Consider the following 24,841-nt stretch of genomic DNA (forward strand, 5'->3'; position numbering starts at 1 on the left):
GTGACCCGGCCGACGCACGTGCCGCCGTAAAGGCGACAGAAGATGTCCGGTTTCCCCGCCAGCCTGGAACGCGACAGCAGTCGACACCAGAAGACGCAGGTCGGGAGGCCGGACATGGCAGGACCGCTCAAGGGCCAGATCAAGGGCCAGCTCAAGGGCAAGGTCGCACTGGTCGCGGGAGCGACGCGCGGCGCGGGACGCGGCATCGCGGTGGAACTGGGCGCGGCGGGCGCGACCGTCTACGTCACGGGCCGAACCACCCGCGCCCGCCGCTCCGAGTACGACCGCCCCGAGACCATCGAGGACACCGCCGACCTGGTCACGGCGGCGGGTGGCGAGGGCATCGCCGTACCCGTCGACCACCTGGACGCCTCCGCGGTGCGAGCGCTCGTGGACCGCGTCGCGGAGGAACAGGGCCGCCTGGACGTCCTGGTGAACGACATCTGGGGCGGCGATCCCCTCGCCGAGTGGGACACCCCGATGTGGGAGCACGACCTCGACAAGGGCCTCCGGCTGCTCCGGCTCGCGGTCGAGACCCACGCGATCACCAGCCACCACGCCCTGCCGCTCCTGCTGCGCAACGCCGGCGGCCTGGTCGTCGAGGTCACCGACGGCACCGCCGAGTACAACCGCGACACCTACCGCGTGAACTTCTTCTACGACCTCGCCAAGGCGTCCGTGCTGCGCATGGGCTTCGCCCTCGGCCACGAACTGGGCCCGCGCGGCGCCACGGCCGTCGTCCTGACCCCGGGCTGGCTGCGCTCGGAGATGATGCTCGACCACTTCGGCGTGCGGGAGGACACCTGGCGGGACGGCATCGCCCGCGACCCGCACTTCGCCATCTCGGAGTCCCCGCACTACGTCGGCCGAGCCGTCGCCGCCCTGGCCGCCGACCCCGACGTGGCGCGCTTCAACGGCCAGTCCCTCTCCAGCGGCGGCCTCGCCCAGGTCTACGGCTTCACGGACCTGGACGGCAGCCGCCCCGACGCCTGGCGGTACATCGTCGAGGTACAGGGCGCGGACAAACCGGCGGACGTGACGGGCTACCGGTGACTGGCTACCGGTCACCGGTAGCCAGTCACCGGATGAGCCTCGTTGACCTCAACCAAACTTGAGCTTCTAGGTTCCTTCCAGAGCCGCGGGAACCCACCGGCGGCGCCCGTCGAAGGAGGTTCGCCGTGCCCGAGAGCACAGCCGGCATCGAGATCCCCGAGCGCTACCGCCATGCGGTGATCCCGCACATCATGGTCGACGACGCAGCCGCGGCGATCGACTTCTACCAGCGGGCGTTCGGTGCCCGGGAGAGCTTCAGGATCGACGCTCCGGGCGGCGGCGTGCTGCACGCCGAGATCACCATCGCGGGCTCGACCCTGATGCTCGGCGACACGAGCGTGGCGGAGGCGGAGGCCGCTTCCTTCGCCGCGCCGGCCGCGCTCGGCGGAGGCACGTCCGTCACCCTGCATGTCTTCGTGGCGGACGTCGACAGCCTGGCGGAGCGCGCGGAAGCCGCCGGTGCCGAGATCCTCCAGCCGCCGAAGGACATGTTCCACGGCGACCGCACTGTCATTCTCAAGGACCCCTCGGGCCACATGTGGGTGTTCCTGACCCACGTCGAGGACGTCACGCAGGAGGAACTCCGGCGCCGCCTCGCCGCCGTACGCCCCCTGCCGAGTTGATCGCCGCCGATCTACTGTCGCTCGCATGACTGACCTCAAGCGCTTCGACGGACACGGAGTTCTCGTCACGGGGGCCGCGCGCGGCATCGGCGCGGCCGTCGCGCGGCGGCTCGCCGAGGAGGGCGGGCGGGTCCTGGTCACCGACCGGGACCTGCTCCAGGCGGAGCGGACCGCGGCCGCGCTGCGCGAACAGAGGCTCGCGGCAACGGCGTTCGCGTGCGACGTCGCCGACCGGGGGTCCGTCGAGGCCGCCGTCGCGCGGGCGCTCGCGCTCTTCGGCTCGCTCGACGTGCTCGTGAACTGCGCGGCGCACTGCACCCCCGACGTCCCGCTCTTCGAGGAGAGTTCGGACGACGCCTGGGAGCGCGACCTCGACGTCACCCTCACCGGCGCCTACCGCTGCTGCCGCGCTGCCCTCCCGCACCTTTCCGCCTCCGGCCGGGGCGCCGTCGTCCTGATCGGCTCCGTCAACGGCCTCCAGGACTACGGCAACCACGGCTACAGCGCCGCCAAGGCGGGACTCGGCTCGCTGACCCGGACCCTCGCCGGGCACGCGGGTCCGCGCGGCGTCCGGGTCAACCTGGTGGCGCCGGGCACGGTGCGCACCTCGGCCTGGGAGGGGCGCGACGCCGACCTCGACGCCGTACGCCCGCTCTATCCGCTCGGCCGCGTCGGGGAACCCGAGGACATCGCCGCCGCCGTCGCCTTCCTCGCCTCCCGCGACGCCGCGTGGATCACCGGCACCGTCCTGCCCGTCGACGGCGGGATCACCGCCGTCAACCGGGCGTTCCGCACGGCGCTGAGAGGAGGAGCTGGCAGCGCGTGAAGCATGAGGGATCGGCACCCCAGGGAGAAGTTCACCCGGTTCTGGCGAGGATGCCCCGGCGTCACGCCGGGGAGGAATCGCCTCCTGTGCCTGCGACGCGGAGCGTCGCCGCATCTGCCGTTGCCAGGCGCGGAGCGTCCGCACGATTGCCGGCGGGGCCGGAGAATGCGAACAGTTGTCGTACGAGTCACCGGTCTTGGTGATCGCGAGGCATTGGGCGGTCGGGTGTGCGGTTTTCGTACTACGGTCCTGGGCTGTGAAGTTGGTCGTGCGAGTGAAGCTGCTGGCGACGCCGGTGCAGGCGTCGGCACTGGAGGCGACCTTGCGCGCCTGTAACCGGGCTGCCACCCACGCGTCCGCCGTGGCCTTCGCCAAGGGGTTGAAGGACCGCAATGGTCTGCAGAAGGAGGTGTATGTGGACCTGAAGGCGGCCTTCGGGCTGTCTGCGCAGCCGGTGGTGCGGGCGGTGAAGAAGGTCGTCGACGCCTACGCGGCTCTGAGGGCCAATCTGCAGGCCGGGAACCTGGGTCCCTCCACCTCCCGGCGGTACCGGAAGGCGGTCGGTACCCCGATCGTGTTCCGCCCGGAGGCGGCCCAGCCGTTCGACGACCGCTGCCTGTCGTGGCAGTACGACGCGCGTACCGTCTCCGTCTGGACCGTGGACGGTCGGATGAAGGGGATCCGTTACACCGGCTCGCCCGACCAGCTCAAGACGCTGCACCAGTACCGCAAGGGGGAGAGCGATCTTGTGTGCCGGGGCGGGAAGTGGTTTCTGGTCGCCACCTGCGAGGTCCCCGACCCGCAGGTGTACGAGCCGGCGGACTGGGTGGGCGTGGACCGGGGCATCGTCAACCTGGCCACCACCAGCGACGGCACCAACTACCAGGGCCGGCGTCTTGCCCGCTACCGGCGCTGGCAGGCCCGCAAGCGGTCCGAACTGCAGAAGAAGAACACCCGCTCGGCCCGACGGCGGCTGGCCCGCCGGGCACACAAGGAGCAGCGTCACGCCACGCATGTGAATCACCGGATCAGCAAGGAGATCGTGCGCGTCGCGCAACGCACCGGTCGCGGGGTCGCCGTCGAGCAACTGGGCGGGATCCGCGAGCGGGTACGGCTTCGCCGCGACCAGCGGGGCACGCTCTCCTCTTGGCCGTTCCACCAGCTCGGACAGCACCTTGCCTACAAGGCCCGCAAGGCAGGGGTGCCCTTCCTGGAGGTGGACGCGGCCTACACGTCGCAGCGCTGTCCGCGCTGCGGGCACACCGAGAGGGCCAACCGGTCTGCTCGGGACCATTTCCGCTGTCGTCGGTGTGGCCTCGCTGGGCCTGCCGACCACGTCGCCGGGGTCAACGTGCGCGACCGCGCACGCTCGGCGTGGGCATTCGTCACCATGCCCGTCCCACCACCGGCACAGCCGGAAAGTGGGAGATGCGACCCGTGACCGTCCCGTCGTAGGGGGCAGTCGGGAGCGCGACAAGGTGTGAACGACCGAGTACACAAACTCGGCCGTTCACGGCCGAGAAGGTGACAGTGTGAGCCGCCGTACAACTCACCCGGCCCCTTGCCTGTCAAGCTCTCGTAGACCACGCGACGGCAAGGGGAGGGTCCGTCATGGCAGACATACGCAGGCGAGGCGTCGCCGTGCTCGGCGTCACCGGACTGGTGGCGCCGCTCACGCTCGCGCTCGGCACGGCACCGGCGCAGGCCGCGAGTTGCACCACGCAGACGGGGCCGTACCAGAAGCAGGTCGAGAAGTTCCTCGGCCGGCCGGTCGACGGACGGCAGTCCTCCGGCGACTGCCAGGCCATCCAGGCCTTCCAGAAGAAGCACGGCATCACGCCCACCATCGGCTACGCCGGCCCCGTGACCTGGGGCGTGATGGACCTCATGACCAGGCAGCGGGCCGTCGGGAGCAATCCCAACAAGGACGGCAAGTGTCCGGTGAACAAGGGCCGTATCGCCTGTGTGAACCTCACGCTCCAGTTGAGCTGGATCCAGGACGGCAAGAAGCTCGTCTACGGCCCGGTCCCGGTGCGCACCGGGCGGAACGGGTACGAGACCCGCACCGGCGCGAAGAAGATCTACTGGCGGCACATCGACCACGTCTCCACCATCTACGACGTGCCGATGCCCTACAGCCAGTTCTTCGGCGGCGGCCAGGCCTTCCACTCCGTCGGTCTCAGCATGTGGAACCCGCCGGGCTCGCACGGCTGCGTCAACATGACCACGACGACCGCCAAGAAGTACTGGTCCCTGCTGAAGACCGGTGACGACGTCTTCGTCTACGGCCGCAAGCCGGGGACCTGAGGATGTGGGCAACTCCCCTGTGATCGCTGAGGGATTGACGTGACGAGCAACACGGTCCGAAATGTCCGGTTCGATGAAGCTTGCTCACGTCGCCTTCACGCGTGTCGGCATATGCTTCACAGCATGTCCACCACTGTTGCAGCCGCCCCCGAGCGATCGGCCGCGGAGGTCAACGAGGAGATCCGCGCCCTGTGGATCCGGTCGGGCGGGACACTCAGCGTCGAGCAGCGTGAGGAGTACCAGCGGCTCGTCCTCGAGTGGGCCGCCGTCACCCCCGCACCCCTCGAAGGCGGCCTGAGCGCCGCCTCCCTTCCTCCGCCGGCATCGCCCGGGGTCCATCAGCCCCACGTCGCCGAGTAGTAGCGCTGGTACGCCCTGCGATCCCGCTCCGTGCGGATGTAGCGCGTGGCGACCAGCGCGATCAGGCTGCCCGCGATGATCAGCAGCCCCGGGGCGACATTGCGGGTGTCGGTGAGGCGTGACAGCAGCGTCGCGCCCGCCGTCGTGTCCGGCACCGGTGCCGAGGACCCGGGCGAGGCCGCGCCGGGAGCGATCGCCGCCCGCGTCGGTGCGGGGGAGGGGCTCTGCCGGGTGCCGCCGTCCGCCCCCTGGCGCGGGGCGGTGATCAGCCGGACGCCGAGCGCGGACAGCGCCTTCGTCACCGGCTGGAAGAACGTCGTCCCGCCCTTGGCGCAGTCCCCGTTGCCGCCCGAGGTCACGCCGAGCGCGATCCCCTCGGAGAACAACGGCCCGCCGCTGTCGCCCGGTTCGGCGCACACGTTCGTCTGTACGAGCCCGGTGACGGTGCCCTCCGGGTAGTTGACGGTCACGTCCAGCCCCGTCACCTGACCGTCGTGCAGCCCGCTCGTGCTGCCGCTGCGGAACACCCGCTGCCCGACCGTCGGATCGGCCGCGCCGGTGATCCGCACCCCCTTGCCGTCGCCGACCGCGATCACGTCGGGGGCGGTGACATCGGTCTTGCCGGAGCTGTACTCGATGAGCGAGAAGTCGCTGCCGGGGAAGTCGCTGCCGACCGTCGTCCCGAGCTGCCGGCCGGTGTCACCGCCCGCGAACCACAGTGAGTTGACGGGCCCGCAGTGCCCGGCCGTGAGGATGAAGTCCCGTTTCCCGTCGGTCACGTTGAAGCCGGCCGAGCAGCGGCCGCCGCTCGACAGGATCGGCTGCGCGCCGCCCAGCCGGGTGGTGAAGCCGCCCTCGGTCCGCTCCATGCGCACGAAGCTCCCGACGCGGGCGGCCACTTGGGACAGGCGGGACCAGTCGGCGGTCGAGACGCTCCGGTCGGCCTGCACCACCACCTGGTTGGTCCGGTAGTCCACCGACCAGGCGGTGCCCGCCACTCGCGGCGCCGAACGCAGGGCGGCCGTCGCCGACTTGAGCTCGTTCATGCTGTGCCGCACGACCTTGGCGTCGGCTCCGGCCCGCCGCACCGTCTGTGCGGACTGCCGGTCGGTCACCGCGACGACCGGGCGCCCGTCGGCCCCGATCCAGCTGCCCGCCGTACGCCCGGTGCCGAGCCGGGACACCAGCGCGGCCCCGGTCCCGGCGGCGTCCCGGGCCGAACTGAGCGGGGTGGCGGCGGAGTTGACGGGCGCCTCGTCGGCCATGGCCCGCGTGACCATGGTGCCGCCCAGGACGAGTCCGCCGACCGCCGCCAGTCGTGCCACCCGCTGGACCATGCGCCGTCGTGCGTGCCTCATGCCTGGCTCCTGAACCCCGAACGCGCGGTGTCGACACCGCGGGGGCCTCCGGTCGTCGAGCGCCCCACGGTCCATACGTGGCGCGGCCGGGCGGCGTTCACCGTCCGGGGCTCAGGAACGGGCCACGCGAGGTCAGGGCTTGCGTGCCACCCCGCCGAACATGGCGACCTCCTCAGGCTCGGGACCGTCGGCCGCCTCCGGGCGCCATCGCGAGCAGGACACCACGCCCGGCTCCAGCAGCTCCAGCCCGTCGAAGAAGCGGGTGACGGCCTCCGGGGTGCGCTGGGTGAGCTTGGGCGTGCCGTGCTCGTTCCAGAACCGGACCGCCTCGTCCACGTCCGGCATCGACGGGCTGGTGATGGTGTGCGACAGCACCAGATGACTGCCCGACGGCAGCCGGTCCATCAGCCGGCGTACGAGATGGCCGGGGTCCTCGTCGTCGCCGACGAAGATGACCACGCCGAGCAGCATCAGCGCGACCGGCTTGCCGAAGTCCAGCGTCTTCCCCGCGTGTTCGAGGATCGCGTCGACGTTGCGCAGGTCCTCGTCGAGGTAGTCGGTACGTCCCTCGGGCGTGCTGGTGAGCAGGGCGCGCGCGTGGGCGAGGACCAGCGGGTCGTTGTCGACGTAGACGATGCGGGCGTCGGGCGCGACGCGCTGGGCGACCTCGTGGGTGTTGTCGGCGGTCGGCAGCCCGGTGCCGATGTCGAGGAACTGGCGGATCCCCAGGTCGCCGGCGAGGTGGCGCACGGCGCGCCCGAGGAAGAGCCGGTCGGCGCGGGCGTAGTCGCCGATGCCCGGGTGGAGTTGGCGGATCTGATCGCCGGCGGCGCGGTCGACCTCGTAGTTGTCCCGGCCGCCGAGCCAGTAGTTCCAGATCCGGGCCGTGTGCGGCTGGCTGGTGTCGATGCGCTGCTGCGCGGACACGGGGACGTCGTGCGAGGCTGCCTGGTGGTCGTTCACGGTGCATCTCCTTGGGGCCTGAGGAGAGGTACGGGACTCATCAGGCAATCTAGACGCCCCGGTTGATCTCCGCCGGTGGTCCGGGGTTTTCCGTCGCGGGGGAGAGCGGCGACCAGCCGGGCGCGTCGCCCCACACCGACTCCTAGACTGCCGGGCATGAACGACACGACGCTCGACCGGCTCGGCGCGGGCAAGTACCTGCTGGTCACCAGTTACCGCAAGGACGGCACCCCGGTCCCGACCCCGGTGTGGGTGGTGCGGGACGGCGACGGCCTCGGTGTCTGGACGGCCGTCGATTCCTGGAAGGTCAAGCGGATCCGCCGCCGCCCCGACGTCCTGGTCGGCCCCTGCGACCTGCGCGGCCGCCCGACCGGCGAGGCGGTCCCGGCCACCGCCGAGGTCTGCGGCCCCGCCGCCACCGCCCGCTACCGCACCCTCATCGCCCGCAAGTACGGCATCACGGGCCGCCTCACGCTCCTCGGCAGCCGGCTGCGCCGCGGCCTGGACGGCACCGTGGGGATCCGGGTGACCCTCAAGCCCTGAGCCGGCCGCGTCACCCGGGCCGCGTCACCCGGGCCGCGTCACCCCGGAGGCCGCGTCAGCTCCAGGCTCGCAGCGGCTCTTCGAGCAGCTGGAAGACGGGCTCGCCGCGCACCGGGTCCTTGGTCGTGGACAGCCGGACCCGGTCCCCGCTGTGGATGCCGATGGGCGGGCCCATGACCCGGCCGCGCACGACGAACCCCTCGGCCATCTCGACCATGGAGACGTTGCGCGCGGCGGGGGTGTTGCGATGCACCACCGTGGAATGGCGGATCGTGCCCGTGCCCTCGCTGCGCTCCGTGCGCAGATCGCTGCCCTGACACACCGGACACAGCAGCCGGTGGTACATGGCGGTGCCGCACCAGGTGCAGCGCTGGAAGAGGATGGTGTCCCTGGAGTCCGGGAACCCGGGGTCGAGGACACCGGTGGCGCTGCCGCCCGCCGGATGCACGGCGCTTCCTGAGTCGTGGTACACGCTGCTCAACTCCCTGCGCTTCGGCCGGAAAACCCGTGTCCGCGGCCCGAGCCGCGCACACCCGTGCGCGGTTCACCGTGCCACGCGCACGCCGACAGGTTATGGCACTCAGTGCCACCCGTAAAGGCACTCCGTATCACAGGTTTACCTTCGGTAGATCGTGATCGAATACCCGACGTCGTCGACGGGACGGCTGCCGCCGATCAACTCGGCCAGGTTTCCCCGCGCCTTGGCGGCCGCCGAGTCCGACACCACCAGCAGCCCGTGCACCTCGCCCACCGGCACCGCGCGCGGATCGCAGGCGTGGACGCCGTACGCCGACGGCACCCCGCTGCCCTTGTAGACCAGCCAGATCCGCTCGCCCCGGTACCGCGTCCGGAGCCGCTCGGCGAGCCGCCCGAGGTCCTGACCCCAGTCCACGTTGGAGTCGTGCAGCACCCGATGGGTCCCGGCCGGACCGCCGAACGCCTCGTTGGAGTACGGCAGGTAGTACGGGAACGTCCGCAGCGAACCGACCGCCACCCACAGCACCAGCACCGCCGTCACCGCCCGCGCCCACCGGCAGCGCAGCGCGAGCACACCCCCCGCCGCGACCGCCAGGAACATCGGCACGAACACGGCGTACCGTGTACCGAAGTCCCGCGACCCGCACATCGCGGCGGCCAGCAGCACCACGGGCGCCACCATCAGATACGGCGCCGCGCTCCGCAACCGGCGCACGGCGACGAACGCGACGGCCCCCGCCAGGCCCAGCGCGAGCAGCCCCAGCGGGGTCTTCACCAGCAGGGCGGCCGGCAGGTAGTACCAGAGCGAGCCCGTGTACAGACGCCCGAACAGATAGCCCTGCCAGGGGTGTTCCTCCAGTCCGAACTGCATGCGCATCCCGTCGCGGTACGCCCGCGGGAACGGCAGCAGGTCCACCAGGCGTCCGAGCGGCCCGTGCACGACCGGCACCGGCCCGGCGGGCGTGAACCGCAGCCGCGGGTCGACCGCGAGATACGCCGCCCAGACCACGGCGACCGCGGCCACCACCACGACGGCCGCCGCCGCGAGCCCGCGCAACATCGCCCTGCGGCGGTCGGCCTGCCCCCTCGACACCGACACGACGGCCAGCAGCATCAGCACCGGGATCGCGGGCAGGGCGCTCATCTTCGTCGCGACGGCGGCGCCGAGTGCCGCTCCGGCGAGCGGCAGACACAGCCGCGGCCGGCGCCGCGCCCGCCACACCAGCCACACCGACGTCAGCACGAACCCGGCCGCCGGGACGTCCAGCGTGGCCAGCGAGCCGTGCGCGATGACGTCGGGGGAGAAGGCGTACAGCGTGAGGGCCGTCAACCCGCCCGCGGTGCCCGTGACTTCACGCGCGAAGGCGAACGCGACCAGCCCGAACAGGAGCGTCAGGACGATCACCGGCAGCCGCGCCCACAGCATCAGCCGCCAGGGGTCGTTGCCGGACTCGTACAGCAGATGCCGGCCGGTCGCGCCCTGGTCGCCGGTGAAGGAGGCGTCGTAGCGCGGGTCGGCGACCGCGACCCCGGCCAGCACGACGAGCTTGCCGAGCGGCGGATGCTCGGGATTGAGGCGCAGCCGGTGCTCATGGAGGTACTGGGCGGCCGTGGCGACGTACACGGGCTCGTCGATGGTGGGTGTCTGCCGGACGGCGGTGGTCACCATCGCGACGGCCATCTGCCCGAGCAGCAGCACCACGACGAGCGGGACGAGCCAGGGGCGGCCGCGGCGCAGGGCGGCGTGCACCCGGGAGCGGGCGGTGACGGGGGCCGGGCGCGGTGTGCTCCCCTCGCCGTCTGGGACCTGGGGGTCGAGAACCGGGTGCTGTTCGCGCGCCATCATCCGCCCTGCGGTGCCGGAGGCCGAGCGGTGACGGGAGCCGTCGGGGGCCGCGTCATGGCCCCACTGTGGCACCGCCCCTGCCGCGGAGCGTGTCACCGCCGCACGAGTCGTACCGGCAGACCTTCTGCCGTACCCGGTCGTACGGCCCGGAAGGCGGCGGTGTTCACGGTGAGGCGGGGGAGTGGGTGCCGTCCGGCGCGGGCATCGCGGACGCCGGGACCACCAGGTCGGCCCGGTCCCGGGTCGCCGCGATCAGCTCGGCGTTGCGCTGGTCCGTGCCCAGGACCCAGGCGAGTGCAGTCGCGTGGTCCTTGCCGAACTCCTCGTGCCGCGCGACGAGTCGGCGGATCCGCTCCGGTTCGCCGGTCTCGCAGAACCACACCTCGTCCAACTGCCGCCGCACCCGCACCCACGAACCCGACTCCAGCAGCAGGTAGTTGCCCTCGGTCACCACGAGCCGGATCGCCGGCGGCACCGGGATGGCCCCCGCGATCGGCTGCTCCAGCACCCGCTCGAAGCCAGGGGCGTACACGGTCTCCGTCAAGTCCCCGGCGGAGTACGGGCTTTCGCGCAGGCGTCGCAGCAGCGCCGCGTACCCAGCCGCGTCGAAGGTGTCGGGCGCGCCCTTGCGGTCACGGCGGCCGAGCCGGTCCAGTTCGACGTCGGCGAGATGGAAGCCGTCCATGGGGACGTGCGTGACCCACGGCTCGCCCGGACCGTTCAGCTCGCGGACCAGGCGCTCGGCCAGGGTCGTCTTGCCCGCCCCGGGGCAGCCGGCGATGCCGAGGAGCGCGCGCCGGCCGCCCGTGGCGAGGGCGCGGGCACGGGTGAGGAGGTCGTCGAAGGTCAGCGGCACAAAAACGAGTGTGGCACCCGGAGCCCACACCGGTTCACGCGTACGCCGGTTCATGAGTGCGGCCGTTCACGCGTGCGGCTTTTCACGCCGGCCGCCGTTCACGCGCCGCCGTCGCCGAGCAGGCGGCGCAGGGCGCGCTCCTCCTCCGGGGTCAGGCCCGAGACGAAGTGCCGCAGGGCCGTGATCGGGTCCGGCGCGCGGTCCAGGGCACGCCGCATGGCCTCGGCGGTCAGCTCGCCCGCGTTCTTCGCGGGCAGGTACGCGCCGCGGCGCCCGTCGGCGTCCCGCAGCACGAGCCCCTTGTCGTACAGCCGCTTGAGGATGGTGTGCACCGTGTTGTAGGCGAGGCCGCCGCCGATGCCCGCCTGGACCTCGGCCGGAGTCAGCGGCCGCTCGGTGGCCCACAGGACGGCCAGTACCTCGCTCTCCAGTTTCCCGGCGCCGCGTCGCTCCGCCCTGCCCCGGGAATCTGTGCCAGCCATGCCCTCAACCTTACAGCGCGTAGGGCCGCCCGGCCCTGGCCGGACTCGTCCTGCATGTCCGCCCGATACGGGATAATCTGACCGCGTTTTCCCGAATCCCGCCCTCGACGGCACGCACCGTGGGGCGTCCGAAGCCCTACCGGCCGTAGGGGTGTGGAGGGGTGGAGGATGCCCGGCAGCGCGACAGCCCACGCCGATGTGCGACGCGCCCAGGCGGGACGCGGCGCCCGGCGCGCCCGAGCCGACCTCCCACTCGCCGCGGTGGCGCTGCTCTTCACCATCGCCCAACTGGTCCTCGTCCCCCCGGCCATGGGCCTCGGCTGGGACGAGACCGTGTACGTCAGCCAGATCAGCTCACACGCCCCGGCGGCCTTCTTCAGCGCACCCCGCGCGCGGGGCATCACGCTGCTCGTGGCACCGGTCACCGCCTGGTCGTCGTCCACCCCGCTGCTGCGGATCTACCTCGCCGTGCTCTCCGGCCTCGCCCTGTTCCTGGCGCTGCGCGCCTGGCGGGGCCTGTTCCCGGTGCGCGTCCTGGCCGTCGCGGGCGCCCTGTTCGCCTCCCTGTGGATCACGCTCTTCTACGGACCGCAGGTCATGCCCAACTACTGGGTCGCCGTCGGCGCACTGACCGCCGTCGCCTGCTTCCTGCGCGTCCGCGCCGGCCCGCGCGACCGGACCGCCCTGTGGGGACTGGCCGGCAGCGCCGCCCTGATGGCGTGGATGCGGCCCACCGACGCGGTCTGGGCGACCCTCCCGCTCCTCGCCCTCGCGCTCTTCCGCCGCCACTGGCGCACCCTCGGCGTACTCGTCGCCGGTCTGGTGGCCGGGGCCCTGGAATGGGTCGTCGAGGCGTACGTCGGCTACGGCGGCCTGGCGCGGCGGCTGTCCGACGGCTCCGAGATCCAGGGCGGCCTCGGCTGGAACGTCGCCGTCGCCGACCAACTGCGCGGCCTGGAAGGGCGCACCCTGTGCCGGCCGTGCACCGGATCGCTGCCCGACCCGCTGGTCTACGCGTGGTGGTTCGCGGTGCCCATGCTCGCCGTGGCCGGGCTGATGATCGCACTCCGGGCGCGGCGTGCGGCGGTCACGCTGCTGCCGCTGGCCTGCGGGCTGACCGCCGCGTTCCCGTATCTGTTGCTGATCGGATACGCGGCACCCCGCTTCCTGCTCCCCGCCTATGCCCTGCTCGCCCTCCCCGTGGCCGACGCCCTCGTCCACCTGGTGACCGCGCCCTCACGCGCCTGGCGGTTCGCCGCCGTGACCCTGGTGGCCCTCGGCCTCGCCGGGCATCTGGCCGTGCAGCTCGCCGTACTGGACCGCACCGTCGACCGCACCACCGCCTCCCACCGGGGCTGGTCACGCACCGCCGCCGAGCTGCACCGCCTAGGGGTGCGGCCGCCCTGCCTGCTCACCGGGCACAACGCCATCCCGATCGCGTTCTACGCGGGCTGCGCCTCGGCGGCGACCTCCGGCAACAACGCCAACACGACCCGGGCGGAGATCGAACGCACCGCCCGCCTCATCCCCGTCGCCGCACTGGTCGCCCACGGCGCCCGCCCGCCCGCGTACGCCCGCGACTGGCCGTCCACCCCCTTCGGCGGACTCCGGCTCTACCACGCCGGACCGGCGCCGGCGGCGGCGCCGTGAGTCAGCGAACTGGCAACTGACCGGCGAGAGTCGAACCGCGTCCCGGTCCCGCCTACCGGCTGCGGCGGCAGCCCGCCGTCGAGGGCGAGCCGGTCACCCGTATCGCGCCGCGCGCCCTGCTGGTGCCGCCCGGCTTCCCGGACTTCATGTCCCGGACCCGGGTGGTGCGGCCGGCCGGACCCGGGTGGTGCGGCCGGGGCCGGTGACGCTGGAGGGGCGCGCCTGGTCCGGGCAGGCCCCGGTGACCGCGGTGGAGGTCAGCACGGACGACGGCGCGACCTGGCGCCCGGCCGAACTCGACCCCGTGGACGGACACCGCTGGGCCTGGCGCCGCTGGCACCTCACCTGGGACGCGGGGCCCGGCTCCCACGTCCTCGCCGTGCGGGCCACCGACGCCGACGGGCACACCCAGCCGGCCATCCCGCACTGGAACCGGGGCGGTTTCGCCAACAACGCGATCCACACCGTCCCGGTCCTGTGTCAGGGCTGACGTCCCGACCCGGCCGCCGGCCTTCGGCGTCCCTGCCTCCGCAGAGCCCTCACGGGCTTACGGCAGGATCCGCTCGATGGCCGACGGGCCCTCGGTCTCCAGCTTGCGCTTGGCCCACTCCATGTTCGCCGGCGTGATGTCCCTGCCCGTGGCCAGCACCAGGTCCTCCGGTGCCACATCGGTGCCGGTACGGGCGTGGAGCAGGTCGTCCGGAGTGGCGCGCTCGCCGGACGACCAGGACGTTTCGGGTTGTGACGTCGACATGATGTCTCCTCCTCGGGTCCGCTTGACGCATCGGTACCCGTGCCGTGAGGCCGTGGCACACTCTCACGATTCACCGATTCGGCCCACCCTGCATCCGGAGCCGCTCGCGGCAGCCACCCGTGCCGCTGAGCGCCCTTCGCTCCTAAGCTGGAGACACCCGCACGCGCCCGCAGCACCGGGAGGCCGCCGCGATGACCGAGACGCCGTTCCGCCCGGACGCACCCCCGGACTCCCGTTACCTGCCGATCGCCGAGCACGGACTGATCGGCGACCTGCGCAGCGTCGCCCTGGTCGGCAGCAACGGCACGATCGACTGGTACTGCTGCCCGTCCTTCGACGCCCCGAGCGTCTTCGCGGCGATCCTGGACGCCGACCGCGGCGGCTGCTTCGAACTCGCCGCCGCCGTACCGGCCCGCACCAAGCAGTTCTACTTCCCCGACACCAACGTGCTGATCACCCGGTTCTTCACCGAGGACGGCGTCGGCGAGATCCAGGACTTCATGCCGGTCAGCTCGGACACCGACGACCCGCACCACCCCGTCCCGCCCCGCGGCGACACCGCCCGCCACCGCCTGATCCGGCGCGTCCTGTGCGTCCGCGGCACCGTCCCCTTCCATGCCCTCGTCGCCCCGCGCTTCAACTACGGCGCCGACCGGCACACACTGCGGATCACCGACGGCACCGCCTTCTTCGAGTCCCCGGACCGGTCCCTCGCCCTCACCTCCACCGCGAGCCTGGAGAGCGACGGCACGGACGCCCGCGCCGACTTCAAGCTCTCCGAGGGCGAGTCCGCGGTGTTCGCCCTCGACCAGGTCGGCGAGCGCATCGCCCCGCGCGACTGCGCCCACGCGGAGGCCGAGCAGCAGTTCGGCGCCACGGTCGCCTACTGGCGCCGCTGGCTCGCCCAGTCCCGCTACCGGGGCCGCTGGCGGGAGATGGTGCACCGCTCCGCCCTGACCCTCAAGCTCCTCACCTACGCACCGACCGGCGCCATCGTCGCCGCCCCGACCACCAGCCTCCCCGAACAACTCGGCGGCGAACGCAACTGGGACTACCGCTACGTGTGGATCCGCGACGCCGCCTTCTGCGTGTACGCCCTGCTGCGCCTCGGCTTCGCCGGCGAGGCCGAGGCGTTCATGCGGTACGTCACCACCCACATCAGCTCTGGCGACGGCTGCCCCTCGGGCCCGCTGCAGATCATGTACGGCATCGACGGCCGCCGCGAGCTGCCCGAGCGGATCCTCGACCACCTGGAGGGCCACCACGGCTCCGCCCCTGTCCGTATCGGCAACGACGCCGCCGGCCAGCTCCAGCTCGACATCTACGGCGCCCTCATCGACTCGATCTACCTCTACGACAAGTGGGCCCAGCCCATCTCCAGCGGCCAGTGGGACGACGTCAGCCACCTCGTGGAATGGGTCTGCGACCACTGGGACCAGCCCGACGAGGGCGTGTGGGAGACCCGCGGCGGCCGCAAGAACTTCCTGTACTCGCGCGTGATGTGCTGGGTGGCCATCGAACGCGCCATCCGCCTCGCCACCCACCGCGGCCTGCCCGCCGACCTGGCCCGCTGGCGTCAGGTCCGGGACACCATCTACCGGCGCATCATGGACCGCGGCTGGTCCGAGCGGCGCCACGCCTTCGTCCAGTCCGAGGACGGCGACGTCCTCGACGCGGCCGTCCTGATGATGCCGCTGGCCAAGTTCATCGCGCCCACCGACCCCAAATGGCTGTCCACCCTGGACGCGCTCACCGAGGACCTGGTCTCCGACTCGCTCGTCTACCGCTACGACCCCCAGGCCAGCCCCGACGGCCTGCGCGGCGACGAAGGCACGTTCTCCATCTGCTCGTTCTGGTACGTCGAGGCGCTGGTCCGCGCCGGACGCCTGGAGGAGGCCCGCCTCGCCTTCGAGAAGATGCTCACCTACGCCAACCATCTCGGCCTGTACGCCGAGGAGATCGGCCGCACCGGGGAGCAACAGGGCAACTTCCCGCAGGCGTTCACCCATCTGTCCCTGATCAGCGCCGCCTTCAACCTGGACCGCGCCCTCGGCTGACGCCCGATCAGGGCAGCGCCTGCTCCGCCCAGATGACCTTGCCGGTCGGCGTGTACCGGGTGCCCCAGCGGTCGGCGAGCTGGGCGACCAGGAACAGACCGCGGCCGCCCTCGTCCGTGCTCGCCGCGTAGCGCAGGTGCGGGGAGGTCGTACTGCCGTCGGAGACCTCGCAGATGAGGGCGCGGTCGCGCAGCAGGCGTACGGAGACGGGCGGACGGCCGTAGCGGATGGCGTTGGTGACCAGCTCGCTCAGGATCAGCTCCGTGGTGAAGCAGAGCTCCTCCAGCCCCCACTCGGCCAACTGCCGGGTCACCGACGCCCGGATCTCCGAGACGGCCGCCGGGTCGGACGGCACCTCCCACTCGGCGACCTGCTCCGGGCCGAGAGCGCGGGTGGCCGCGACGATCAGGGCGACGTCGTCGCTGGGCCGCGCCGGCAGCCGCTGAAGCACCGACCGGCAGGTGTCCTCGGCCGAGGGGCCCGCCTCCTCCAGCGCGTCACGCAGCATCTCCAGACCTACGTCGATGTCCCACTCCCGGTCCTCGATCAGGCCGTCGGTGTACAGCACCAGCCGGCTGCCCTCCGGCAGCTCCAGCACGGCCGTCTCGAACGGCAGCCCGCCCAGACCGAGCGGCGGCCCCGCGGGCACGTCCGGGAACTCGACCCGGCCGTCCGGCAGCACCAGCGCCGGCGGCGGATGGCCGGCCCGGGCGACGGCGCAGCGCCGCGACACCGGGTCGTAGATGGCGTACAGGCAGGTCGCCCCGGTGACCGGGGCACGGCTGTCCACCGCCGACTCGTCCTGGTCGATCCGGTTCACCAGCTCGTCCAGCAGGACGAGCAGCTCGTCGGGCGGCAGGTCCAGCGAGGAGAAGTTGTGCACCGCCGTACGCAGCCGGCCCATCGTCGCCGCGGCGTGCAGCCCGTGCCCCACCACGTCCCCGACCACCAGTGCCACCCGCGCACCGGACAGCGGCAGCACGTCGAACCAGTCGCCGCCCACCCCGGCCTGCGCGGGCAGATAGCGGTAGGCGATCTCCAGCGCGTCCTGCTCCGGCAGCGTGCGCGGCAGCAGGCTGCGCTGGAGCGTCACCGCCATGCTGTGCTCGCGGGTGTAGCGGCGGGCGTTGTCGATGGACACCGCGGCCCGCGCGACCAGCTCCTCGGCCAGGGCCAGTTCCTCCTGGTCGAACGGCTCGGGCTGCTCCGAGCGCCAGAAGTTGGCCACCCCCAGGACCAGGCTGCCCGCCCGCAGCGGCACGGTGATCAGCGAGTGGATGCCGTACTTCACCACCCAGCTGGTGCGCTCCGGCTCCTGGGCCAGCCAGCCCGGCGCCTTGGCCAGCCGCGGCTCCACGACCGCCTCGCCCGTCGCCAGGCTGCGCCCCTGCGGCGAGGACGGTACGAACCGGATGCGCCGGCCCATCGGGTAGAGCGGGGCGTCGGGCCGGATGCCGCAGAAGGCCGCGCGGACCAGTCCCGACCCCGGCCGCGGCTCCTCGCCGTGCAGGACGGCGTCGTACAGGTCGACGGTGGCGAAGTCCGCGAACCGGGGCACCGCCAGCTCCGCCAGTTCCTCGGCGGTCCGGGTCACGTCCAGGCTGGTGCCGATGCCGACCCCGGCGTCGTACAGCATGTCGAGCCGCTCGCGGGTGACCTCGGCCCGGCCCGACAGGGCGCGCAGCTCCGTGGAGTCGCGCAGCGTGGTGACGCTGCCCGGCGGGCCGCCGCGCAGGTCCGTGGGCCGCTGGTTGATCGCCAGCAGCCGGTCCTTCACCAGGTGCACCTCGTCCGTCGCGACGCGCCCCGACGCGAGCAGCGCGGCCGTGTCGGCGTCCAGGCCGAGGTCGAGCACGGAGCGCTGCTCGGCGTCCGGGGGCAGGTCCAACAGGCGCTGCGCCTCGTCGTTGGCGAGCAGCAGCCGGCCGTCGCCGCCGACGATCAGCACCCCCTCGCGGACGGCATGCAGCACCGCGTCGTGGTGCTCGTACATCCGCGTCATCTCGTACGGGCCCAGGCCGTGCGTCTGCCGCAGCAGCCGCCGGCTCACCAGGGCCGTGCCGCCGGTGGCCAGGGCGACGGCCACGGCCGCGGCCGCCAGCAGGAGGGGCAACTGCTGATCGGTGGCGCCGCCGACGTGCTCAGTGGTGATGCCGGCCGCCACGAGCCCGACGACCTTGCCGTCGGCCGCCCTCACCGGCACCACGGCCTGCACCAGCCGCCCGAGGGTGCCGTCGATCTCCTCGATGACGGTCCGGCCCGCCAGCGCGGGGCCGATCGTCCCGACGAACTTCTTGCCGATCCGGGCCGGATTGGGATGGGTGTAGCGGATCCCGTCGGTGTTCATCACCACGAGGAAGTCCACCCCGGCCGCCTTGCGTGTCGCCTCGGCGCGCGGCTGGAGCGCGGCCGTCGGGTCGGGGCCCCGCAACGCGGCGGCGGTGCCGGGCGCGTTGGCGAAGGCCTCGGCGGTGGCGAGTGAGCGTTTGCCGGCCTCCACGCCGCTGTCGTGCTGCACCTGGAGCACCTGGGCCACCACGGCCGCCACGACCAGCAGCAGCACGATCACCACCTGCAGCACGAAGACCTGCCCGGCGACGCTGCGTCCGCTCAGCGCCGACCACAGCCGCCTGACAGGCGTGGGGCGCGGCCCGGTTCCCCCCTGCCGTCGCCGGTCCGGCGACGGGTACGGATCCCCGGGACGGCGGGGCTGCCGAGTCCTGGTCTTGGACCGGCCGGGCAGTCGGACCATGTGCCCATATCTACACTGCCCCGCCACATGAGGCGAGGGGCGTCATGTGAGGCGACCGACGCCGGTCCGCACACTCCGGTGGCGGAGACTCATCCGCCGGGCCCCCGCGACCGGGACCGGCGGCCGTGCGTCCGCCGCCCGTGGACGCCGGTCATGTCCCGGCCGCCGCGTCGTCCGGACGGGTGAGACCCGGCGGGAGGACGCCGAACCGGTCCCGCGTCCGGGCGGCGCGGACGCCGAGGGCGCCGCCGGCGTCGGGAGGAGCGCCGTGGTCGCACCCGTGCGTCACACGTCCGCCGGGAGCGTCCGCGCGGCGCGCAGGCTGCGCAGGGCGAGCAGCAGGACGCCGATGTCGTCGAGGTACACCGGGTCGGGCAGCAGGTCGGTCGGCAGGACCAGGTACAGCACGGCCCCCCAGAACACCCAGCGTGGCCCGGTCGGCAGCCCCGCCCGGCGCAGGGACCGGCGGGTGCGGACCAGCCGCACCAGCAGCACGACGGCCGCGGCGAGCAGCGCCGCCGCGAGCACGCCGGCGACCACGAGCACGATCGTGGTGGTGTCCATGGGGCCTCCTGCTCTCGGGCGTACCGGCGGTCCCGGCGTACCGTCGTACCCGGACGACCGTACCGCCTCGCCGCGGGGCCGGTCAGGGCGTGCGCCTGGAGGCGCCCTTCAGCCGTTCGAAGGTCCGGGTCAGCTGCTGGAGCGGGGACGTCGCCGGGCGCGACGCGTCCCGCGGCTCGGCGGCCGGGAGCGGCGTGTCACGGTAGGCGGCCAGCGCCTCGTGGGCGCTCTCGGCGGCCTCCCGGTACAGGTCCCGGGACCTGGTCATCGCCTCCAGCGCCTCGGCGTACTGAGCCACCAGCCGTCGCTCGTGGGCCAGCTCCTCCTCGATGGTCATCAGGGTCCACTGCTCGCGCAGAGCGTTCAGCGCGTCCTCGGCGCCCTCGGGCATCGGCGTCGACAGCGCGGTGAACCGCCGTAGTACGTCGATGAGTTCGGCCGGCTCGGAGCCGTCCAGGAAGACGCTGCGTACCGAGTGGGCCCAGCTGTCGTAGCCGGACGGGGTCGGCCGCGGGGGCAGGATCACCGCTCCGCCGCGCGGCACCTCCACATCGAGGTCCCGCAGCGCCCAGTTGACCGCCCTCAGCTGCTGGGGCGTGGCCCGGTGCTCGACCACCCGGTGCCGCAGGCCGACCGGGAGCAGCCGGGCCAGGGGCCGCCGCCCGTGCTCGTCGGGCGTCATGGCCTCGTGCACCACGACGTTGACGGCCCACGACTCACGCGTGGCGTCACGGAACAGCCGCCGCAGGACCTTCTCGTCGTCGGGCAGCCGGTTGACGTCCCCGAGCCGCAGACCGGCGACGGCGGGATGGTGGTTCCAGGCGGCCTCGTCGTCCGCGGGCCAGAACATGGTGGCGGGGGAGGGCCACTCGTCGTTCCAGGGCCGCTCCGCCTCCGCCACGAGCAGCCACTCGTGGCCTTTCTCTTGCTCCTGCGGGGCTACGAGCGTCAGCCGGGCCCGCACGGTGACGTCCTCCGCGTCACCGCCGACCCGCCAGCGCGCCTCGAAGACCCGGGACTGGTCGTCGCCGAGCTCGGCGAAGTCGTCAAGGGTCCCGTCGTCCTTGAGTCGTCGCAGGTTCTTTCTGAGGACGTCGGTGGGGTCGGGGCCGAGATGGCGGCCGCGGGCCGGCCAGACGGTGCCGGGGAGCATGGGGCGGTCGGTGGCGGAGTTCGACATGAGCCAATCTGCAGCTGGGTGCGGCGCGGGCCTTCCAGTATCACCCCTGGCCGGGGTGCACGTCAGCCAGGGGCACGTCGGGCCCGGAGTGCAGGGCCGTGATCGGGTTGACGAACAGTTCGCCGCCCCGGGTCCGCTCCGTGCACCGTACCTCGCCGAAAACCAACGATGTGCGTGAGGGGGACCGGCGCACCGCGCGGGCCCCTCACTTCGCGGCAGAGTTACGCGCCGCTCTCCCGGAGCATGTCCTCGCGCTCGACGAGCTTCACGCGCGCGCGGCCCTGCGGCTCGCCCAGCGCCCTCTCGGCGGCGTCGAGCCGGTACCAGCCCTCCCACGTGGTGAAGCGGACGCCGCGGTCGGCGAGGAAGGTGTCCACGGACTCCGGCTCGGGGGAGCCGGGGGTGTGCAGACGGCCGTTCGCGTAGTCGTCCAGGAGGTTCGACACCGTCTCGTTGGCGTCGCCCTTGGTGTGGCCGATGAGGCCGACGGGGCCGCGGCGGATCCAGCCCGTGACGTACGTCGACCGCAGGTGCTCGCCGCCCTCCTCGATGACGCGGCCCCCCTCGTCCGGGACGGTGCCGGAGCCGGCGTCCCACGGGAGCTTGGGCAGCTCGTCGGACAGGTAGCCGACGGCACGGTAGACCGCGGTGACGTCCCAGTCCTTGAAGGTGCCGGTGCCCTTGACGTTGCCGGTGCCGTCGAGGGCGGTGCGCTCGGTGCGCAGGCCGGTGACCCGGCCGTCCTCGCCGAGGATCTCGGCCGGCGACTCGAAGAAGTGCAGGAACAGCTTGTGCGGGCGGTCACCGGTGTCGCGGATCGCCCAGTTCTCCAGGGCCTTGGCGACCATGTCGGCCTGCTTGTTGTTGCGCCGGGTCGCGATCGAGCCCTCGTCGTAGTCGATGTCCTCGGGGTCGACGATGACCTCGATGTTGGGGGAGTGGTCCAGCTCGCGCAGCTCCATCGGGCTGAACTTCGCCTGCGCCGGGCCGCGGCGGCCGAAGACGTGGATCTCCAGCGCCTTGTTGGCCTTCAGACCGTCGTAGACGTTCGGCGGGATCTCGGTCGGCAGCAGCTCGTCCGCCGTCTTGGCGAGGATGCGGGCCACGTCCAGCGCCACGTTGCCGACGCCGAGCACCGCGACCTTCTCGGCCTGAAGCGGCCAGGTGCGCGGCACGTCCGGGTGGCCGTCGTACCAGGAGACGAAGTCGGCGGCGCCGTACGAGCCGTCGAGCTCGATGCCGGGTATGCGCAGCGCCCGGTCGGCCGTCGCGCCGGTCGAGAAGACGACCGCGTCGTAGAAGTCGCGCAGATCGTCGAGGCTGATGTCCTTCGGGTAGTCGACGTTGCCGAACAGACGGATCTGCGGCTTGTCGAGCACCTGGTGCAGGGCCGTGATGATGCCCTTGATGCGGGGGTGGTCGGGCGCGACGCCGTAGCGGATCAGGCCGAACGGGGCGGGCATCCGCTCGAAGAGGTCGATGGACACACCGGGCTCGGCGGCCACCTCGGACTTGAGCAGGGCGTCGGCGGCGTAGATCCCGGCGGGGCCGGCTCCGACGATGGCTACCCGCAGGGGGCGCGGCATGATCAGGTTCCCTTCGAGCGACGACAGGCGACTCGAGGGTGAAGCCTAAACTAAGGCAGCCCTAACTTCGTACGCGGGGTCCGTCCGGTGACGCCCTGAGCTGCCCTTATGGCCCGCTGTGACGCACGATGTCCGGGCTTTCAGGCCGGCCGCACCACCCGGTGGATCGCCGACGCGCCCGCGCCGAAGATCGACTCCTCGCGGATGAGGGCGCCGGGGCCCGGTGCGTGGATCATCAGGCCGTCGCCCACGTAGAGACCGACGTGGCTGTCGTCCTCGAAGAAGAGGACGAGGTCGCCCTCGCGGATCGCGCTCAGCTCGACCGGCGTGCCCGCGGCCGCCTGCCCCTGGGTGGAGCGCGGCAGGACGACACCGGCGGCCCTCCACGCGGCCTGCATGAGGCCGACGTGGTCGTAGGAACCGGGCCCCGAGGCGCCCCAGACACACGGCAGACCGACCTGCGCACGGGCGAAGGCGACGGCCGTCATGGCCTTGTCGTGGTACGTCGGGAGGGTGCCGGCGGTGGTCACGACCACGGGGGCGGGGGCGGGAGCGGCCCCGGGGACGGTTTCCAGGAGATTCGGGACGGTTCCCGGGAGCGGCGGGAACTCGATCGCTGCCGGGTCCGGGTCCGGGTCCGGGACCGGCGGAAGCGGCGGGAGCGGCGGAATCTGCGGTACGGCATACCGGGACAGCAGCTCTCGGGCGGCGGTGAGCTTCCCCCGGTTCCGCTCCTTCGACGTCGCGGGAGAGGCGCGGGCCGGTTCGGGAGCGGCGGGCAGCTCCGGAACCGGGCGCGCGGGCAGCTCGGCCACCGGTCGGTCGCTCGCGCCCGCCGGAAGCTCGAGCATGGGGCGTGGCGCGGGCAACTCCAGTTCGACCGGACCGACTTCGGGTCGCCCCGGAGCCGGAGGGCGGCTGACGGCGGCGCGCCGGGGCATGCGGTCGGCCGGGAGCACGGCGGCGACGATCGGACCCCGCGTGGCCCGCGCCGCGTCGAACCACTTGCGGGTCAGGTCGTCCAGGGCCGGGTCCCCGGCGCCGCGGCCGTCGCCGCGCGGCGCACCCCGGGTCCGCGAGCGCGAGGCCTTCACCCGGGTCGCGTTGTAGTTCCCCGTGTCGCTCTCGGCCCGGTCGTAGAGGGCGTCGACCCGCTGCCGGACCTCGTCATGACTCTCCGGTGCCATGGGAGACCTGATCCTTCCGTGCGAGCCCCGGCCGTACGGCCTGATCGCCAACTTAGCCAACGTGTGTGCCCCGTGTGAAGGTTGAAGCGAGAACCCCCAGGTCGCCGGTGACGTTTGCGACGGGCCGGGCGGCCACGGCAGGGTTCGGGGTGTGGCTACCTTGCTGATCGTTCATCACACGCCGTCGCCCCACTGCCAGGCGATGTTCGAGGCCGTCGTGTCCGGCGCCACCACGCCCGAGATCGAGGGCGTACAGGTCGTACGGCGCGCCGCGCTGTCCGCCACCGCCTCCGACGTGCTCGCCGCCGACGGATACCTGCTCGGCACCCCGGCGAACCTCGGCTACATGTCGGGCGCCCTGAAGCACTTCTTCGACCAGGTCTACTACCCCTGCCTGGACGAGACGCGGGGCCGGCCCTTCGGCTACTACGTGCACGGCGGCAACGACGTCACCGGCGCGGTGCGCGGGATCGAGGCGGTCACCACGGGCCTCGGCTGGCGCCGTACGGCCGACGCCGTCACCGTCACCGGTGAACCCGGCAAGGACGACACCGAGGCGTGCTGGAACCTGGGCGCCACGGTCGCCGCCGGACTGATGGGCTGACTGCGCCCCCTACCCGCTCGACCCCCGAATCCCGTGCCGACACGGCCGCACGGGGTGTGTTGGTAACCCGCCTGGGCGGCTCGGATGGTGCGAGAGGTGGGTGTGACTGACGGTGGTTCATGTCGGGGGCCGGGTCGTCTCAGCTGATGGAGTGTCGGCAGCCCGGGCCGCGGCGGAAGGACTCCCAGATGCGTTCTGCCCGCATGATCCTGGCTACGGCGGCCGCGACGGCCGCGCTCGCCTTCGCCACTCCCGGGGCCTTCGCCTCAGGCGGTGACAACAACAGCCACGACGACTCCTCCTACAGCGACGACTCCTCCCACGGCGGCGACTCTTCCCACAGCGACGACTCCTACGGCGACGACTCCTCGTACAGCAAGGAATCCGGCGACGACGGCGGCGGCCGCGACGAGCCCCGTGGCGGCATGCACACCGGCGGCGGAGCCCTCGCCGCCGTGATGAGCGGGGACGACTGGAGCAGCGACAGCGGCAGCGGCGACGGCTCGGACAGCAGCAGGTTCGACCCGGAGACGTACAAGGACAAGAACAACGAGGACAGCGGCAGCGGGGGCCGCGACAAGGGCGGCTCCGGTGACGACGAGGAGGACTCCCCCCGCGGCGGCATGCACACCGGCGGCGGCGCGCTCTCCTCGCCCGGTGTGACCACAGGCGGGCTGGCCGTCCTCGCGGTGGGCGCCACCGGTGTCTACGCGCTGCGCCGCAAGAACACCGCCGGGGCGTCCTGACCGGCGCGAGGTGTTCGCAGGGACTGCGGCCGCCGCCGCGCGCCTCGTGTCGGCGGCCGGCTTCCCC

Annotated in this window: 24 protein-coding genes; 12 read left to right on the plus strand and 12 right to left on the minus strand. The window is 72.7% G+C overall.

All coding sequences use genetic code 11. The features are described from left to right. Positions 1–114: 114 nt before the first annotated feature. The 6 genes from QFZ74_RS28975 to QFZ74_RS29000 all read left to right on the plus strand — a co-directional run bounded on the left by QFZ74_RS28975 (position 115) and on the right by QFZ74_RS29000 (position 5,169). Positions 115–1,053, plus strand: a complete 939-nt coding sequence (locus QFZ74_RS28975; RefSeq protein ID WP_373462451.1) for an SDR family oxidoreductase — start codon at positions 115–117, stop codon at positions 1,051–1,053. A 125-nt stretch (positions 1,054–1,178) separates the two neighbouring features. After that, the gene (locus QFZ74_RS28980) at positions 1,179–1,676 is read left to right on the plus strand and encodes a glyoxalase/bleomycin resistance/extradiol dioxygenase family protein (RefSeq protein WP_307623797.1); all 498 of its coding nucleotides are present in this window, start codon (positions 1,179–1,181) and stop codon (positions 1,674–1,676) included. Positions 1,677–1,701: 25 nt separating this feature from the next. Further along, positions 1,702–2,502, plus strand: a complete 801-nt coding sequence (locus tag QFZ74_RS28985) for an SDR family NAD(P)-dependent oxidoreductase (protein ID WP_307623798.1) — start codon at positions 1,702–1,704, stop codon at positions 2,500–2,502. A 268-nt stretch (positions 2,503–2,770) separates the two neighbouring features. Next, the gene (locus QFZ74_RS28990) at positions 2,771–3,943 is read left to right on the plus strand and encodes an RNA-guided endonuclease InsQ/TnpB family protein (protein ID WP_373462505.1); all 1,173 of its coding nucleotides are present in this window, start codon (positions 2,771–2,773) and stop codon (positions 3,941–3,943) included. A gap of 170 nt (positions 3,944–4,113) precedes the next feature. Next, positions 4,114–4,809 (plus strand): L,D-transpeptidase family protein, encoded by a 696-nt coding sequence (locus tag QFZ74_RS28995; protein ID WP_307623800.1) that lies wholly within the window; start codon positions 4,114–4,116, stop codon positions 4,807–4,809. Between the two features lie 123 nt (positions 4,810–4,932). Beyond that, the gene (locus tag QFZ74_RS29000; protein WP_307624334.1) at positions 4,933–5,169 is read left to right on the plus strand and encodes a hypothetical protein; all 237 of its coding nucleotides are present in this window, start codon (positions 4,933–4,935) and stop codon (positions 5,167–5,169) included. Here the strand turns inward: QFZ74_RS29000 and QFZ74_RS29005 are convergent. Continuing rightward, positions 5,148–6,527, minus strand: a complete 1,380-nt coding sequence (locus QFZ74_RS29005) for a S1 family peptidase (protein ID WP_307623801.1) — start codon at positions 6,525–6,527, stop codon at positions 5,148–5,150. The genes QFZ74_RS29000 and QFZ74_RS29005 overlap by 22 nt on opposite strands. Before the next feature lie 132 nt (positions 6,528–6,659). Continuing rightward, positions 6,660–7,490: an SAM-dependent methyltransferase gene (locus QFZ74_RS29010; RefSeq protein ID WP_307623802.1), complete on the minus strand. Its 831-nt coding sequence runs from the start codon at positions 7,488–7,490 to the stop codon at positions 6,660–6,662. Positions 7,491–7,646: 156 nt separating this feature from the next. On the opposite strand from QFZ74_RS29010, the gene QFZ74_RS29015 reads away from it, so the two are divergent. After that, entirely contained in the window at positions 7,647–8,033 is a 387-nt protein-coding gene (locus tag QFZ74_RS29015; RefSeq protein WP_307623803.1) for a PPOX class F420-dependent oxidoreductase, read from the plus strand. Between the two features lie 55 nt (positions 8,034–8,088). Here the strand turns inward: QFZ74_RS29015 and QFZ74_RS29020 are convergent, their stop codons facing one another. The 4 genes from QFZ74_RS29020 to QFZ74_RS29035 all read right to left on the minus strand — a co-directional run bounded on the left by QFZ74_RS29020 (position 8,089) and on the right by QFZ74_RS29035 (position 11,694). Next, the gene (locus QFZ74_RS29020; RefSeq protein WP_307623804.1) at positions 8,089–8,505 is read right to left on the minus strand and encodes a Zn-ribbon domain-containing OB-fold protein; all 417 of its coding nucleotides are present in this window, start codon (positions 8,503–8,505) and stop codon (positions 8,089–8,091) included. Positions 8,506–8,649: 144 nt separating this feature from the next. After that, positions 8,650–10,356, minus strand: a complete 1,707-nt coding sequence (locus tag QFZ74_RS29025; protein WP_307624316.1) for a phospholipid carrier-dependent glycosyltransferase — start codon at positions 10,354–10,356, stop codon at positions 8,650–8,652. A 163-nt stretch (positions 10,357–10,519) separates the two neighbouring features. Further along, complete coding sequence (locus QFZ74_RS29030) at positions 10,520–11,212, minus strand: nucleoside/nucleotide kinase family protein (protein WP_307623805.1); 693 nt, start codon at positions 11,210–11,212, stop codon at positions 10,520–10,522. 98 nt (positions 11,213–11,310) lie between these two features. Continuing rightward, positions 11,311–11,694 carry a BlaI/MecI/CopY family transcriptional regulator gene (locus tag QFZ74_RS29035; RefSeq protein ID WP_307623806.1) on the minus strand — a complete coding sequence of 128 codons (384 nt, stop codon included), beginning with the start codon at positions 11,692–11,694 and terminating at the stop codon, positions 11,311–11,313. A 168-nt stretch (positions 11,695–11,862) separates the two neighbouring features. Here QFZ74_RS29035 and QFZ74_RS29040 point away from each other — a divergent pair, with 168 nt between their 5' ends. Together QFZ74_RS29040 and QFZ74_RS29045 are read left to right on the plus strand one after the other, a co-directional pair. Further along, positions 11,863–13,344 carry a hypothetical protein gene (locus QFZ74_RS29040; RefSeq protein WP_307623807.1) on the plus strand — a complete coding sequence of 494 codons (1,482 nt, stop codon included), beginning with the start codon at positions 11,863–11,865 and terminating at the stop codon, positions 13,342–13,344. Positions 13,345–13,546: 202 nt separating this feature from the next. After that, positions 13,547–13,834, plus strand: a complete 288-nt coding sequence (locus tag QFZ74_RS29045) for a hypothetical protein (protein WP_307623808.1) — start codon at positions 13,547–13,549, stop codon at positions 13,832–13,834. 57 nt (positions 13,835–13,891) lie between these two features. Here the strand turns inward: QFZ74_RS29045 and QFZ74_RS29050 are convergent, their stop codons facing one another. After that, positions 13,892–14,098 (minus strand): hypothetical protein, encoded by a 207-nt coding sequence (locus QFZ74_RS29050; RefSeq protein WP_307623809.1) that lies wholly within the window; start codon positions 14,096–14,098, stop codon positions 13,892–13,894. Positions 14,099–14,289: 191 nt separating this feature from the next. On the opposite strand from QFZ74_RS29050, the gene QFZ74_RS29055 reads away from it, so the two are divergent. Beyond that, a complete protein-coding gene (locus tag QFZ74_RS29055) occupies positions 14,290–16,155 on the plus strand; it encodes a glycoside hydrolase family 15 protein (protein ID WP_307623810.1) in 1,866 nt (621 codons plus the stop codon). Between the two features lie 7 nt (positions 16,156–16,162). Here QFZ74_RS29055 and QFZ74_RS29060 read toward each other — a convergent pair whose 3' ends face one another. The 5 genes from QFZ74_RS29060 to QFZ74_RS29080 all read right to left on the minus strand — a co-directional run bounded on the left by QFZ74_RS29060 (position 16,163) and on the right by QFZ74_RS29080 (position 23,424). Then, complete coding sequence (locus QFZ74_RS29060) at positions 16,163–18,907, minus strand: SpoIIE family protein phosphatase/ATP-binding protein (RefSeq protein ID WP_307623811.1); 2,745 nt, start codon at positions 18,905–18,907, stop codon at positions 16,163–16,165. Positions 18,908–19,192: 285 nt separating this feature from the next. After that, positions 19,193–19,471: a DUF1232 domain-containing protein gene (locus QFZ74_RS29065; protein WP_307623812.1), complete on the minus strand. Its 279-nt coding sequence runs from the start codon at positions 19,469–19,471 to the stop codon at positions 19,193–19,195. Between the two features lie 82 nt (positions 19,472–19,553). After that, a complete protein-coding gene (locus QFZ74_RS29070) occupies positions 19,554–20,651 on the minus strand; it encodes a hypothetical protein (protein ID WP_307623813.1) in 1,098 nt (365 codons plus the stop codon). 221 nt (positions 20,652–20,872) lie between these two features. Continuing rightward, on the minus strand, positions 20,873–22,237 hold the full coding sequence (locus QFZ74_RS29075) for an FAD-dependent oxidoreductase (RefSeq protein ID WP_307623814.1): 1,365 nt from the start codon (positions 22,235–22,237) through the stop codon (positions 20,873–20,875). Between the two features lie 140 nt (positions 22,238–22,377). Next, positions 22,378–23,424 carry a C40 family peptidase gene (locus QFZ74_RS29080; protein ID WP_307623815.1) on the minus strand — a complete coding sequence of 349 codons (1,047 nt, stop codon included), beginning with the start codon at positions 23,422–23,424 and terminating at the stop codon, positions 22,378–22,380. A gap of 151 nt (positions 23,425–23,575) precedes the next feature. On the opposite strand from QFZ74_RS29080, the gene QFZ74_RS29085 reads away from it, so the two are divergent. After that, positions 23,576–24,028, plus strand: coding sequence for a flavodoxin family protein (locus tag QFZ74_RS29085; RefSeq protein ID WP_307623816.1), 453 nt, complete (start codon positions 23,576–23,578; stop codon positions 24,026–24,028). Positions 24,029–24,216: 188 nt separating this feature from the next. After that, the gene (locus QFZ74_RS29090; protein ID WP_307623817.1) at positions 24,217–24,774 is read left to right on the plus strand and encodes a hypothetical protein; all 558 of its coding nucleotides are present in this window, start codon (positions 24,217–24,219) and stop codon (positions 24,772–24,774) included. Positions 24,775–24,841 lie beyond the last annotated feature (67 nt).

Source organism: Streptomyces sp. V3I7 (assembly GCF_030817495.1).
In the GTDB taxonomy this organism is placed as follows: Bacteria; Actinomycetota; Actinomycetes; order Streptomycetales; family Streptomycetaceae; genus Streptomyces.